Below are 12,745 nucleotides of genomic sequence, written 5' to 3' on the forward strand. Positions count from 1 at the left end.
AGCTAGGTTCCGCTTCTCGACCATCGACGGAAGCCGTAACCAGTTCCTGAGCTCCGGCGGTGTGGCGGGTTGGAAGACTCGAACCCGCGCTTCACCGAATCGCGACCCAAACCGATAAGAACCAGAGCTCCAACCGTCGTTCCCACCGGGAAGTACAGCAGGTTAACGATAGAGACCCATTTTACAGGTTCAGGGGAGCGTCTGCGCCGCACTTGTTGGCCAGCCCAAATCGTAGCGATTCCTAGAATGCCTCCGAGCAGCAACTGTAAAACCATAGCCCCTTCTACTACGTTACGGACTTGAACCGAAACGCCCTCCTCGAAACTACCTTCAAAGATAGGCTGCCCGAATCCCGGCATCGGTTCGGAGGTCGCCATGACCAAGGCCGCAAGAAGGCAAATCAACAGATAAAAACCTCCGGATACAACTAAGGCAGTACCCATCGCGGAAAACCACCCAGGAGCGCTTCGTCTACCGCTTTTTGGATTTTCCGTGCCCGAATGTACGTTTGCATGATCCATACTGCCGGGGCTGCTTAAGATGCGCCAACACCCTGAGCTACAAATGGAGAAACCTAGTATGCAGCAAGGAACTTTTTGACTTTCTACGACTTAGAAAACACTCATCTTGACCTCTGTTTCGCGGCGGTTTGACCGTTGAGACGAACTCATTTCAGTCGTTGCGTTTTGCCGCTACCCGATTCTCAAAATGAAGAGGTGGAGCAAGAAAAGGAAACTCGGCTCTACCCGCGAGCTGAACCTCCTCTCACATTCTTGCAAGACGGACCAAAACCCTGCGCCCCTAATGCCCATAGAAATAAGCAAAGATCAAATGGCCTGCACCATACCGGCCGTACAGCAATTCATTCAAGAGGAGTTCGAGATTGAAATAGGTGAGCTAAAAGCCCGCTTCCTTATCGAATTTTTTGCCAAGGAAATTGGACCGCTTGCCTTCAACCAGGGTGTGGATGAGGCTGAGGCCTACTTTCGCGCTAAAATCGAAGATCTGAAAGGCGCTTGCTTCGAGCCCAAAGAATGAAGCGGCCCGAAGGCTAATTCGCCTCCGGTCCGCGCAAGTAGAATGGAACCAGCTCGTTGAGGTGCCCTTGCACGATCTTGGCGATATGGCCGGGCGCCAGCTCCCGTTTGTGCAGCTCGAAAAGAGCTACCAACAAAGCGAGTTCTATATCGGTTTTCTTTGCCGAGGTCGACTGCATGTCCTTCAAGATCTGCAGCGCCTTCGTTTCCGCCCGTTTGTAGTCTTCGAAATTCTTTTCGCTTGGTGTCGCCATAGCACTGCAAACAGTCAACCACCGTGCCCAAGGTCAAACCACAAAAGGAAAGAAACCAAAGAGGAATTCGCCTCCTGTTACAGTAGCTATCTCAAGGGCCTACTCGGTCACCTTAATACAAAAATTCCAACGCCGCGTCGAAGGAAGGCTGGGCCACGTCGTTGTGCTCTACAGGGTAAGACCTACGGACGACCGTAAGTCCTTCGTATCCACGGGACTCGATACGGTTTTGAAAATTGGTTACCCAGCGATCGTTATTTTGAAAACCTGTGGCGCTGGTGAGATAGAGCGTCGCGTTTTTCCTCTTGCTCGCCGCGTAACGCTCGTTTTCGAGAGAATAAAGCGTCGCAGCGCTTGACCAGAAACTTCCATCAAAGGAGAGGTAGTTTTTGAAGAGAGGGTTTTCGACATCGTCCAATAGGAAGACTAACCCCACCAGCAGGCCTCCATACGAAGTACCGCAAAAGGTTCGCTCACTTGTATTCACTCTATAAATACTCTCTACCGATGGCAACAGCTCCTCCTCGATAAACCTGATGTAGTTGTAAGCTCCAGGAAGCCGGAAATCTATCGCTCGCCTGTCGCCAGGCCCTTGCTCGATAGTTACAAGAATTAGCTGCTTTTTCCTTTCAGTTACAGCCGATGAAAATCCTCCCGTCACCCATTGCCCATCCGTAGCGTAAATGATAGGAAAGCGTTTCTGTGAATTTTCGTAGCCATCGGGTAGGACGACATGCACCGGATAGTCGATCGAAGTAATTTGGGACGGGATTGAGTCCAGCATCGATGCCCGGATCTTAAAGAATGTAGCGATCCCGCCCCTCTCCCATTCTACAGAATCAGAGGAGGTAGATTCGAAGGAATCACCAGATACCTCCGTCCAATTCACGAGATCGTTCGACCTCAGTAACGTGTAGCTCACTCCCGGGTTCGTATCGACTGAAAACACGCACTCCAGAGACGAGCCGGGCGCCTCCGAAAACCCCACTTGAGTCGAGAGAGAATCGTCCTCGGCGAGTAGATGATTGGCTAAACTCGCAACTAGGAAGGTAACAAAAGAAAGTCGGATGAAAAACAGGTAGGGCATAAGGCTAAACGATCTACCCAAACTACGGCGGGAACCCTTCAGGTTCGGAGCGAATTAGGCTGATGCCTCAATCAAGCCTTGGATATTTTCGTAGAGGCAAGGACATGAGCGAAACCAACGACACCATCACCATTCCTGCAAAGGACCTAACTAAAGAATTCCCACGTAGCCCGCGCGAGACCATTGGCGGTTACGTAGTCGCAGCTAGAGCACTCGACAAGTGCCGAGCTGTGGTCGCCGGAACGAACGGCGAGTACCACTTCAATTGCCCTCTTGATAATACTTTCTTCGAATTCACTGGGATCAGTGGCGACGATTTCAAGGATTTCGTGGCGACCGGAGCGGACGACGACGCAGTAGAAGCTTGGATCAACGAAAACTCCAAGGTTAAAGAAAAACGCGACGTTATCGCCTGGAACAACAAGATGCGTTACATGCGACCTGTCGACATGGCGATCGAGCTTCAGGAATTCCTTGAAGGCTACATACCTGAATTTCTCCCCAGCGATAAAATCGTACGCGTTTGGTTCGATATCTACGATATCGAAGAGGAGCGTATCTAATCTAGCGAATGGGTAATGTCTGCGGCACCCTGCGGACAAAACACCTTAAAAGCCTTCGAAACTGGGCGGCGAGGACGATGACGGAGTTATGCAAAAACTCTGCATCTTCGTCGCGATGACCCTGTTCAGCTACATTGGCTGGTACTTAGGCAGCCTTGTGGGAGGTTTCATGACAGCCTTCTTCGTTAGCGGAGCCTTCTCGCTCGTAGGGGTCTGGGCGGGATGGAAGATCCATCACAGCTACCTCGCCTGACTCAGAGTTTGTAAGGCTACATAGTAAGAGCGCTGGGAATGCTAGCCTCGCTTGAAACCTGCCATAGCTGCGGCATCTTGTTTCTTATGCCCAAGAAACGCATTATCGTCACCGGAGGATCAGGCAAAGCCGGTCACTGGATCGTCAAACACCTCGTCGCGGAAGGCTACGATGTAATCAACGTCGACACTAGGCCGCCTGCCGAGCCGCTCTGCCATACCATAAATGCCGACCTCACCGACCTCGGTCAGGTAGTAAACGCCTTTTCACCCTACAATACCGGATCGCGCGATCCCTACGTGGGCGTCATCCACATGGCGGCGATTCCACGGGCTCACGAGTTTCCCAACGAAGAAGTATTTAGAGTCAACACCCTCTCGACCTACAACGTCCTAGAGGCCTGCGCTTTGCTCGGTATCCATAAAGTGGTGATCGCGTCTTCCGAGTCGTCGTACGGCATTTGCTTCGCGACCGACTTCTTCGAGCCGCAATATTTGCCCGTCGACGAGGCTCACCCACAACTGCCGGAGGACTCATACGGTCTCTCCAAAATTGTCAACGAAGCCTGCGCCTCCACCTTCCACCGCCGCACCGGCATGCAAGTCATTTCCCTACGCCTCGGAAACGTGCTTTGCCCAGAAGACCACGCCCCTACGATTGCTCGCTTCGATCATCCAGAAGACCGCTTGCGGATCCTCTGGTCCTATATCGACTCTCGTGACATTGCCATAGCCTGCCAGCTCGCAATCGAAAAAGACGGCCTCGGCTGCGAAGAGATCATACTCGCTGCGGACGACGTCTCCTCCAACCTCGATGCGATGGAGCTCGCAAAGCGATATCTTCCCGGGGTCACCGAATTCAAGAAGGAGCTTCCCGGACGGACCAGCCTTATGAACAGTTCACGAGCGAAGGAACTACTCGGATGGAAGCAAAAGTACTTCCTCGAGTTCTAGGGACCGCTTCCAAATTTTGAATACACAAAAGCCGCGGCATTTCGCCGCGGATTCGTCATTGCTGAAATCAATACATGTCAGCTAAGCGTCTGTGCCTTTCGACATTTGACGCCGTAAAATCAATAAGGTGGCCACTCCCAAGCCTAGCATACCCAATGTGGCTCCAGCATCAGGTACTTTTAAATAGCCCACCTCTGCATCTATCTTGGCTTCCTTTAAATAAAAGTCTCCGTATTGGGCTTCGACTGAATAATCGATGACTCCGTCCTGAAGCTTCGAAATAACGTCGGAGCTCAAGCTCGTGGTAAACCACTCGTAACCGTATTGGTGAGAGCCATCTACATCCTGCCAATTCCATAAATCCTCACCCCCGACCACGATCTTCGAGTAATCCCAAGAGTCATTTTCGTCGTCTGCAAAAGCGAACGAGACCGTCGCGCTCAAAATCTCCATCGTCGTCGGGTCAAAACCGGAGCTCAGCAAGTTGAAGGTCTTGCTCCAAGTACTGAAACTCCATGATGCCAAATATTGGTAGTGGGGTTCCCCTTCATTGCCATCCACATCTACATCGGTGTACGTGATCGCGTTCGCCGAGGCGTAAACGGAAATTCCAAAGAAGAATGCGGTAAACTTTCTTATATTTTTCATTCGAGTGGAGGATCTTTGGGCTGCAAAAGCTACTTGCCCTGGTACAAGTTATAGCTACGCCAGATTTAACTCCGCCTTGAGCCTTCGCCGGCCCCCAGACTCAAGACAAGTACTAATCCTCATCCCCACTGAGCTTCGCACTCTAGGCGCTTCCTAGCGCTTCGGTCCGAACTCACCTCAGTTTCATGCCGCGTATCCTCAATATCCTTTCCAACCTCTTTCCCCTTAGGGTGGCAGTCGCTTGCGCCTATGCCCTCATCGATCCTAGTTGGTTCACTTGGTCATCCACGAGCTTCAGTTCGCTAAACAAAAAGAGCCCGCATCGCTGCGGGCTCCAAAAAACTTTCCGTATTTGTATCCTAGCTACAACCTAGTCGATCCTCTTCAGGTACTTGAAAAGTTCGCTCTCGGTCGTGAGGATCAAAGTCGTATCCCCTTGCAGCACCGACTCGTAAGCTTCTAGCGACTTGATGAACTCATAGAACCCAACCGCCTCTGGAGACTGGTTGTACGCATCCGCATAGATCTCCGTAGCCTTCGCATCTGCATCACCCCGAACCTCGAGCACTGTGCGATAGGCGACCGACTCGATCTCCTGCAAGTCGCGACCGCGTTTACCATTGATCTTAGCAGCCTCGCCCGCGCCCTCGGAGCGGAACCGCTCCGCGATTTGCTGGCGCTCGGAAATCATGCGCTGGTAGATACTCCGTTCCACACTGTCGTGGTAGTTGACTCGCTTGAAACGAACGTCGAGCAACTCGATGCCAAGCTCCGTGAGCTTCTTCGCCGCTTCCTGGAAAATCTCTTCCTCGACAGCGACGCGGCCCTTTTCGATATCGGGCAAGACACCCAAACTATTACTTTCCGCACCTAAGGTTTCGTCGATCTGAGGGGTGCGGCCTTTGGTGGAACGCACCACTTCGACAAGCTCATGCTTGGCGATCGCTTCCTTCGTCGCGGATCCCAGGATGCCGTCTAAGCGAGATTGAGCGCTCCGCTCGTCGCGAAGACGCAGGAAGAACTGCTTCGGGTCAGCGATTCTCCAACGCCCAAAGGTATCCACTTCGATAAAAGTCTTGTCCTTGGTTGTCATCTCCGTGGCACGACCGTCCCAGTCGAGTATCCGCTTTTCGATTACATTCGGCTTTTGCACGAACGGAACCATGAAGTGCAAGCCTGACTCGACCACAGGGTCGCCTACCACCTCCCCGAATTGGGTGAGGATTACCTGTTCGGTTTCCCGGACGGTATAGATTGAATTGTAACCGACGATAACGACGGCCAATAGAGCTATGATTGAGAAAAATTGTGCGATTTGCTTCATGCTAAATGTCTCCTGCTTCAGGCTTTAGTTCTGGTTGAGCTGCAAGAGCGGCAATACCGAGCTGGCATCGCTATCGAGCACGATTTTCTTATCGATTCCCGAAACGACTTCCTGCATCGTCTCCAGATAGATACGACGCTTCGTCACTTCCGGCGCTTTAACGTATTCCTTCAACATCGCTTCGAATCGAGCCACGTCTCCTTCCGCTTCATTTACGCGTTTGAGGGCATAACCTTCAGCCTCCTGGATTGACTGGTTCGCGAGACCGCGAGCGCGAGGGATCACCTTATTGTACTCACCATTCGCGACATTGATCATGCTTTCACGCTCTTGCTGGGCTTGATTTACCTCGTTGAATGAGGGCCTTACTTGCTCCGGCGGGTTTACGTTCTGCAACTCAACCAAGTCGATGCGAAGTCCTAGCTCATACTTGTCGACCAAGGTCTGCATTTGATCCAAGGCCACCACAGAAATCTCCTGACGCCCGATGGTGATAACTTCATCGACCGTTCGATCACCTACCACCGTTCGCATCACAGACTCCGAAATGTCGCGCAAGGTTTCCTCAGGATCTCGCACCTTAAATAGGAAAAGCTTCGGATCTTCGATGCGATACTGCAAATTCCACTCAACCGAGGCTGCATTCAAATCGCCCGTTACCATGCTGCGTTCCGCCATTTGCTCGGACCGGCTCGCCGAATACTGGGTCCGGTTTGTCGCTCCAGAAGAGCCAAAGCCGAACTCCTGCTTCATCTGTCGCTGCACCGGGACGACTTCCACCTGATCAATGTTGAAGGGCAACTTGAACTGCAAACCGGGGTCCACCGTGTCCTTGTATTTTCCGAACCTGAGGACCACACCTTGCGATTCCGCTGGCACGGTGTAGACGCTGGAAAACCCAGCCCAAACCAATAGTCCAATTGCGACGAGACCAAAGATGCCCCCGAACTGTCCCTTTAAGTTTTTGAAACTCTCGGGTACGTTAATTTCTATTCTATCCGCCATATCATCCCATTACTCAGGCAGACTCAATTTGGCGCAACGAATTTCGATTCCCCTTCCAAATGACCGAATTTAAAGGGCTCTTTTTGGACTTCGCATTTGATAAGCCGAACTTAACACTCATTCTCGCCCACCTAATTTAACGCAAAACCATGATTCGCCCCCCTAATTTCCTAAAGGTAGCTGTCGTCGGCTTCCTCCTCGCAACCTTGTTCGAGCTGCAAGCCGCCCCACTCGGCAAATTCATCGACCCAGCAGACGCTTGGAATCGAGCCAGCTCCATCGAATTGTCGGATGACTCTACCCACTTCCGCGCCACAGAATCGGCAAGCGGCGACATCTACTACACCGATGGCTTTTCCGGCGAAAACGGCTATCTGCTAACCCTTTCGAACTACTCCGACCAGATCGTATCCTTCGAATACCTCGTCCCTGAAGACTCCCAAGCTGGGGTTTATTTGCAAGGACGCTACGAAGTGAAGCTCTCTACAGACGCGGCGGGAACCCTTGCCGGCGGCACTCGAGACGACGAAAGCTTCGACCCGCACCCTCCCCGAGCTTCCGCCAGCAATCCAGTCGGCCAGTGGAACAAGATCACCATCCGTTTCCGTACTTTCCGTAGCGACGAGACCTTCAACAAGCTCGCCAACGCGACCTTCTTGGAAGTCACCCTCAACGGTGAGAGCGTCCATGACGACGCCCAAATCCCTAACTTCACTCCTGGCTCGATTCGCGAGTGGGAGCAGTTCGACGGTCCCCTTGCTTTCCGAGCCGCCAACGGACCTATCGCTTTCCGAAACTTCCAGATCGACCATGCAGACTATTCTGCAGTCGAAGTGCCCGAGCCTGGGCAATTGACAAACGAAACCGAACTCGTCGACCAAGTCCAGCTAGGTAAAGAGACCTTCACCGGCATTGGCTGTATTGAGTGTCACACTACAAAAAAAGGGGATACCTCCTTCAAGACTGGACCAAACCTCTTCGGACTCTTCCAAAAAACCCCTAAAAAGCACGAAGTCCATGAGCCGGCCTCCGACGCCCGCTTCTCCATCGAAGCAAATCTCACCTACGCCAAACGATCCATTCGCAATCCTGCTGTGGAGCTTGCGATCACCAGCGCCGGCCCAAATGCCGGTCAACCCTACCTCCCTATCATGGTTCCGTATAGCGAGGAGATGCTTTCCAACGCCAAGGCCGACGCGATCTATCGCTACCTTTCCACCCTCAACGACGACGCTCAACGCGGGCCGGTCGAATTCCTCGTAGCGAAAGACGGACCTACCGAATACGACCCGATCGCCGACACCATGCAAGTTTTGGTCAAGGACCGTACCCGCATCCAACGCGGCTCGATGAAAGACGTATCCGGGAGATCTATACACGTCGGACTTCCCATCGGCCTCAACTATACATTCGATCCGAGAACGCTCGCTATCGAAAAAGTTTGGCAGGGTGGATTTCTCAACGGAGCTGGCGAGTGGGAAAACCGCGGCGGCAGCGGCTTCGAGCCTGGATATGAAAACAAGGGAATCGGGCTTCCAGGAAAAGGCGGTCTGCTATCCCCACTCGGGATGGATGGCGAACACATCGACTTCTCCTTCAAGGAATCAAAACTTCGCGACTTCGATACCATAAACGCTTCCCTCAATAGCGAACAGGACCACCTCGAGCTACTCGCCGAAATCGATGCCCGATTCCTAGGTTATACTCTACCGTCCCAGCCTGCCGACGCGTCACCAACATTCCACTACCGTGTTGGAAAAAATAACTTATCGATGCAGACGGTCATCGAAAAAGATGGCAGCGCAAAAATCCACCTATCCGGCAACCTCTCGGAGCCACAGACCTTCAAAGCCAATATCGACACCCTGCACGGGGCCAGAGTGAGCCACGGAAGCCTAGACGAAGAGGGCCTTTGGACTCTACCCGCTACTAACAAGCTCAAAGCCACCCTCTCAGGAGAGATTGGCCTCGCTGCGCTTGTATGGCGTCCTGAGCCTACGGATGCCGATTATCTCGAACAAAAGTTAATCGTGCAAGAAACGGAAGCGGTGCTGCCACTGGGCTACCGCTCCGAGCAGTACCTTCCCCCCCACGATAATTTCGGCCGCGACCTGCTCTTCGAAGCCACTGCAATCGACGTCGCTCCAGATGGCACCATCGTGGTCGGCACTCGTACCTCCGGCATCTGGCGCATCGTCAACGGACAGTGGCAACTCTTCGCCGAGGGCCTGTTCGACTGCCTCGGCCTCGTAGTCGAAGATGAAAGCGGACTCACCATCGTAGCCGGACAAAAACCAGAGCTTACCCGAATATCGGATACAGACGGCGACGGAATCGCCGACACATTCGAAACTCTCTCGGACCAGTTCAGCTACCACAGCAACTACCACTCCTACATGCACGGACCCGTGAGAGACGCGGCTGGAAATTACTACTACAACTTAAACCTACTCCACGCCGACGAAGCCATCTTCAAGGGCGGCGGTCTTTATATGGGAAGCTCCGGTGGCTACAGCGGTTGGACCATCAAAGTAACTCCCGAAGGAGAGTTCATTCCTTGGGCCAGCGGACTGCGCAGCCCAGCGGGCCTCGGCATCGATCCCCAAGGGACACTATGGTACGCCGACAACCAAGGCGAGTACGTCGGAACGTCCAAGCTCTTCATTCTCGAGGAGAATAAGTACTACGGGCACCCCTCGGGCCTCGTCGACCTGCCCGGCATGAAACCCGATTCCGCGGAATTGCGATGGCCAGCTGCCGGCGCAAACCGCGAAACAGCTGTCGCGCTCTTTCCTCACAACAAAGTGGCGAATTCGCCCGGTCACATGGCATGGGACACCACAGAGGGCGAGTTCGGCCCCTTCGCCGGTCAAATGTTCATCGGAGACCAGACTCAGTCAAAGCTCCTGCGCGTAGCGACTTACCAAGTGGAGGGTGAGACCAGAGCAGCGGTCATCCCCTTCGGCGAGAATCTCCAATCAGGAATCATGCGACCCGTTTTCTTAGGAGACGGCAGTCTCTTGCTCGGGCAGACGGGGCGCGGCTGGCAAGCTCAGGGCGGAAAAATCGCAAGTCTGCAACGCTTAGTCTGGGATGGCAAAACCGTCGCTCAAGCGATCCACTCCGCTAAGCTCAGCGCGGACCTCTCCACAATTACCGTTCAGCTCACGCAGCCACTAAGTTCGAGTGTAAGCGCGGAGCAACTACAGTCGCTCGCCTCAACCACCTCATGGATGTACCGAGACGCTCCTGACTACGGTTCGCCAGAGCTCGACACGATTGAACATAGCGTTAATGGCGTAAAGCTATCCAGCGACCGAAAGCAGGTAACATTAACGCTCGCCCCCGAAACCTATGCCACCCAAGAGTTCCGAACCAGCCGCGTGTACCATTTGAAGCTGAAGCTCGCCGAGGAACTCGAAGCCTACATAACCAGCAAGTAGCGCTTGGAGCTGCGTCTCCGAGAACGCCTTAAACTCTCGTCCGCAGAATAACCGAGGCTTGCCAGGCTCGATTATCCTACTCGCTGCAGCTGCATCCAGCTGTAGCGGTTAAATAAGGGCTCCCAAGACTCGTGCAAGTCCTCCGGGTCCAGGGTCCAAACTTGACGATGCAACCAGCTCATCAGGTCTGCATCGCCGAGCACTAGCTTGCACTCAGAAGCTCGCAGCCCTTCCACTCCTTTGAAGAGTAACGACTCGCCCAAGCGCTCCGCATTGGCCGCGTCCAACGTCGACTCAGACTCGCGAGCGAGAGTGACACGGATAGAATTCAAATAAGGGTCCACGGCTGCGTTCATCAGACCCGCCACCGAATCCGTCTCTTCGAAAATCCAGTTCTTGCGTTTCCAATCCTCCTCGTACGCATGCACCGCTACCAACTCTTCCGAAACTTCATGTTCCACCGGCGTCTCCAATATTCCCATACGCCTCAGCCATCGCCCAATCGACGGTTTGCTCGAAATCCAAGAAACGATAGGGGCTAATACCATAGCCCCGCTAACCGGTAAGGTCCAATAGAGAAAAGACTCACTCACCTGCCGGGCCAGAAGTGTAAAAGCTATGCCTACGATTGCATGCCCGCGGTGCGAAACAAACGCGTCGTACAGACTCAAGCCATCTCCCGCCAAGCGGTTTTGAGTGCTCCAGCCCACGCCCTTGCCTAGAGCCGTAAAAACCACGAACTGTCCGTGGTAGAGCATCATGATCGGTGCCACCAAAGCAGAACTCACGATCTCAAGCAGCACACTCAAGGTACAGCGAATCCCTCCACCAAAAACACGCGTCCTCCCTTCACTCAAAAACGCGTCAAGCAACGCTAGTACCTTCGGCAAAAACAAAAGGCTGAACGTCACTCCCGCAACGAGTAGACCGTGGTCGGACAAAGGTATACGAAATAAATCTCCAAAACCCGAAGTAGGCAGCAACGACAAGTTACTCCGGACGCGGTTATACATCAGAATTCCGCTCAGCACGAGGAACAATGCCCACAGCAACGAGGACGCGTACCCCATGATCCCATTGCCTAGGTGCAGCCGGCTCGCGAAGGTAAGACCACGCGAGAAGAGCAGCCAAAAGTGCTGCATATTTCCCTGGCACCAACGACGGTCACGCTTCGCGTGCTCCACCATGTCCTGAGGGCATTCCTCGTAGCTACCTTCCAAGTCATCAGCCAAACGCACCTCGAAACCAGCCCGCTGCATAAGGGCCGCTTCGACGAAGTCGTGGCTCAAAATTTTGCCTCCAAAAGGCTCCCGCCCCGGCAGGTCCGGCAAGGCACAGTGCTCGATAAAGGGGGCCATACGAATGATCGCGTTATGTCCCCAATAGTTACCTTGCCCACCTTGCCAAAAGTTCAGCCCCGCTATGAACACAGGTCCGTAGAAGTGATTCGAGAATTGCTGCAACCGGCCCCAAAAGCTTTCCGAATAGACGATTTTAGGGGCAGTCTGCAAAATCCCTATGCGTGTATCCGCTTCCATCCGACGATAGAGGGCAGTCAATGTCTCGCCACTCATAATACTGTCCGCGTCGAGCGTCACCATGTAGCGGTAGCGAGCTCCCCAGCTTTCGCAAAATTCAAGCAAGTTACCCGCCTTCTTGTCTGTATTCACAGAACGGCGACGATAATATATGCGACCAAAGGCCTTTAAGTCACGACATAGGGCAGCCCAGCTTTGCTCTTCCTCCAGCCATCGTTCCGGCTTGGTGGAGTCACTTAGAATGTAGAAGTCGAAAAACTCAGCGCCCTTTTGTTTCTGCAGCGACTCGTACATCGTCTTAAGTCCCGCGAAAACTCGACGAGGGTCCTCGTTGTAGACAGGCAAAACAACTGCCACGCTTCCCGGATTGTCCGGATCGAGGCAGGTTTCAGCAGGTCGCCTAGCTTCTCTCCGGCGCTTGAAAAAGCCGACAAGTGAATGCGTCGCACCCCAGGAAATATTCCACGTGAGGATCGCAAACAAGAAACTTACCGGCCAAAGTCCTTGCTCGATGCCTACGCGCCACAGCAGGTTCCCGAATAAAACCGTCGGGAATATCGTAAACAGCAATGCCGTTACGAAAAAAAACAACCGCTGCCAGTCAAAGAACTTCCCGAAGTTTATGATTTCACCTTTCATA

The 12,745-nt window shown here is 53.3% G+C and carries 12 protein-coding genes; 5 read left to right on the forward strand and 7 right to left on the reverse strand.

Going from position 1 to position 12,745, the window contains the following annotated elements; genetic code table 11:
- Positions 1-2: 2 nt before the first annotated feature.
- Positions 3-443, reverse strand: coding sequence for a hypothetical protein (locus QEH53_RS10580; protein ID WP_309023157.1), 441 nt, complete (start codon positions 441-443; stop codon positions 3-5).
- Positions 444-804: 361 nt separating this feature from the next.
- Between QEH53_RS10580 and QEH53_RS10585 the strand changes: the two genes are divergently transcribed.
- Positions 805-1,038, forward strand: coding sequence for a DUF2164 domain-containing protein (locus tag QEH53_RS10585; RefSeq protein WP_309023158.1), 234 nt, complete (start codon positions 805-807; stop codon positions 1,036-1,038).
- 13 nt (positions 1,039-1,051) lie between these two features.
- Here QEH53_RS10585 and QEH53_RS10590 read toward each other — a convergent pair whose 3' ends face one another.
- Together QEH53_RS10590 and QEH53_RS10595 are read right to left on the reverse strand one after the other, a co-directional pair.
- On the reverse strand, positions 1,052-1,291 hold the full coding sequence (locus QEH53_RS10590) for a hypothetical protein (RefSeq protein WP_309023159.1): 240 nt from the start codon (positions 1,289-1,291) through the stop codon (positions 1,052-1,054).
- 112 nt (positions 1,292-1,403) lie between these two features.
- Complete coding sequence (locus tag QEH53_RS10595) at positions 1,404-2,378, reverse strand: alpha/beta hydrolase-fold protein (RefSeq protein WP_309023160.1); 975 nt, start codon at positions 2,376-2,378, stop codon at positions 1,404-1,406.
- A gap of 104 nt (positions 2,379-2,482) precedes the next feature.
- Between QEH53_RS10595 and QEH53_RS10600 the strand changes: the two genes are divergently transcribed.
- The 3 genes from QEH53_RS10600 to QEH53_RS10610 all read left to right on the forward strand — a co-directional run bounded on the left by QEH53_RS10600 (position 2,483) and on the right by QEH53_RS10610 (position 4,147).
- Positions 2,483-2,941: a DUF5069 domain-containing protein gene (locus QEH53_RS10600; RefSeq protein WP_309023161.1), complete on the forward strand. Its 459-nt coding sequence runs from the start codon at positions 2,483-2,485 to the stop codon at positions 2,939-2,941.
- Positions 2,942-3,029: 88 nt separating this feature from the next.
- Complete coding sequence (locus QEH53_RS10605) at positions 3,030-3,194, forward strand: hypothetical protein (RefSeq protein WP_309023162.1); 165 nt, start codon at positions 3,030-3,032, stop codon at positions 3,192-3,194.
- Between the two features lie 86 nt (positions 3,195-3,280).
- Positions 3,281-4,147 carry an NAD(P)-dependent oxidoreductase gene (locus QEH53_RS10610; RefSeq protein WP_309023163.1) on the forward strand — a complete coding sequence of 289 codons (867 nt, stop codon included), beginning with the start codon at positions 3,281-3,283 and terminating at the stop codon, positions 4,145-4,147.
- 81 nt (positions 4,148-4,228) lie between these two features.
- Here QEH53_RS10610 and QEH53_RS10615 read toward each other — a convergent pair whose 3' ends face one another.
- The 3 genes from QEH53_RS10615 to hflK form a co-directional block, all read right to left on the reverse strand.
- Positions 4,229-4,795, reverse strand: coding sequence for a VPDSG-CTERM sorting domain-containing protein (locus tag QEH53_RS10615; protein ID WP_309023164.1), 567 nt, complete (start codon positions 4,793-4,795; stop codon positions 4,229-4,231).
- Positions 4,796-5,165: 370 nt separating this feature from the next.
- A complete protein-coding gene (gene hflC / locus QEH53_RS10620; RefSeq protein WP_309023165.1) occupies positions 5,166-6,119 on the reverse strand; it encodes a protease modulator HflC in 954 nt (317 codons plus the stop codon).
- Positions 6,120-6,143: 24 nt separating this feature from the next.
- On the reverse strand, positions 6,144-7,124 hold the full coding sequence (hflK, locus tag QEH53_RS10625; protein WP_309023166.1) for an FtsH protease activity modulator HflK: 981 nt from the start codon (positions 7,122-7,124) through the stop codon (positions 6,144-6,146).
- Positions 7,125-7,273: 149 nt separating this feature from the next.
- On the opposite strand from hflK, the gene QEH53_RS10630 reads away from it, so the two are divergent.
- Positions 7,274-10,567, forward strand: coding sequence for a family 16 glycoside hydrolase (locus QEH53_RS10630; RefSeq protein ID WP_309023167.1), 3,294 nt, complete (start codon positions 7,274-7,276; stop codon positions 10,565-10,567).
- Positions 10,568-10,638: 71 nt separating this feature from the next.
- Here QEH53_RS10630 and mdoH read toward each other — a convergent pair whose 3' ends face one another.
- Entirely contained in the window at positions 10,639-12,744 is a 2,106-nt protein-coding gene (gene mdoH / locus QEH53_RS10635) for a glucans biosynthesis glucosyltransferase MdoH (RefSeq protein ID WP_309023168.1), read from the reverse strand.
- Position 12,745: the final 1 nt, after the last annotated feature.

It is taken from the genome of Pelagicoccus sp. SDUM812002 (genome assembly GCF_031127835.1).
Taxonomy (GTDB): domain Bacteria; phylum Verrucomicrobiota; class Verrucomicrobiia; order Opitutales; family Opitutaceae; genus Pelagicoccus.

What these genes read in the sequence shown, in the direction of transcription:
- QEH53_RS10580 (WP_309023157.1), bottom strand. Translation starts at nt 443, where the DNA reads ATGGGTACTGCCTTAGTTGTATCCGGAGGTTTTTATCTGTTGATTTGC.
- QEH53_RS10585 (WP_309023158.1), top strand. Translation starts at nt 805, where the DNA reads ATGCCCATAGAAATAAGCAAAGATCAAATGGCCTGCACCATACCGGCC.
- QEH53_RS10590 (WP_309023159.1), bottom strand. Translation starts at nt 1,291, where the DNA reads ATGGCGACACCAAGCGAAAAGAATTTCGAAGACTACAAACGGGCGGAA.
- QEH53_RS10595 (WP_309023160.1), bottom strand. Translation starts at nt 2,378, where the DNA reads ATGCCCTACCTGTTTTTCATCCGACTTTCTTTTGTTACCTTCCTAGTT.
- QEH53_RS10600 (WP_309023161.1), top strand. Translation starts at nt 2,483, where the DNA reads ATGAGCGAAACCAACGACACCATCACCATTCCTGCAAAGGACCTAACT.
- QEH53_RS10605 (WP_309023162.1), top strand. Translation starts at nt 3,030, where the DNA reads ATGCAAAAACTCTGCATCTTCGTCGCGATGACCCTGTTCAGCTACATT.
- QEH53_RS10610 (WP_309023163.1), top strand. Translation starts at nt 3,281, where the DNA reads ATGCCCAAGAAACGCATTATCGTCACCGGAGGATCAGGCAAAGCCGGT.
- QEH53_RS10615 (WP_309023164.1), bottom strand. Translation starts at nt 4,795, where the DNA reads ATGAAAAATATAAGAAAGTTTACCGCATTCTTCTTTGGAATTTCCGTT.
- hflC (WP_309023165.1), bottom strand. Translation starts at nt 6,119, where the DNA reads ATGAAGCAAATCGCACAATTTTTCTCAATCATAGCTCTATTGGCCGTC.
- hflK (WP_309023166.1), bottom strand. Translation starts at nt 7,124, where the DNA reads ATGGCGGATAGAATAGAAATTAACGTACCCGAGAGTTTCAAAAACTTA.
- QEH53_RS10630 (WP_309023167.1), top strand. Translation starts at nt 7,274, where the DNA reads ATGATTCGCCCCCCTAATTTCCTAAAGGTAGCTGTCGTCGGCTTCCTC.
- mdoH (WP_309023168.1), bottom strand. Translation starts at nt 12,744, where the DNA reads ATGAAAGGTGAAATCATAAACTTCGGGAAGTTCTTTGACTGGCAGCGG.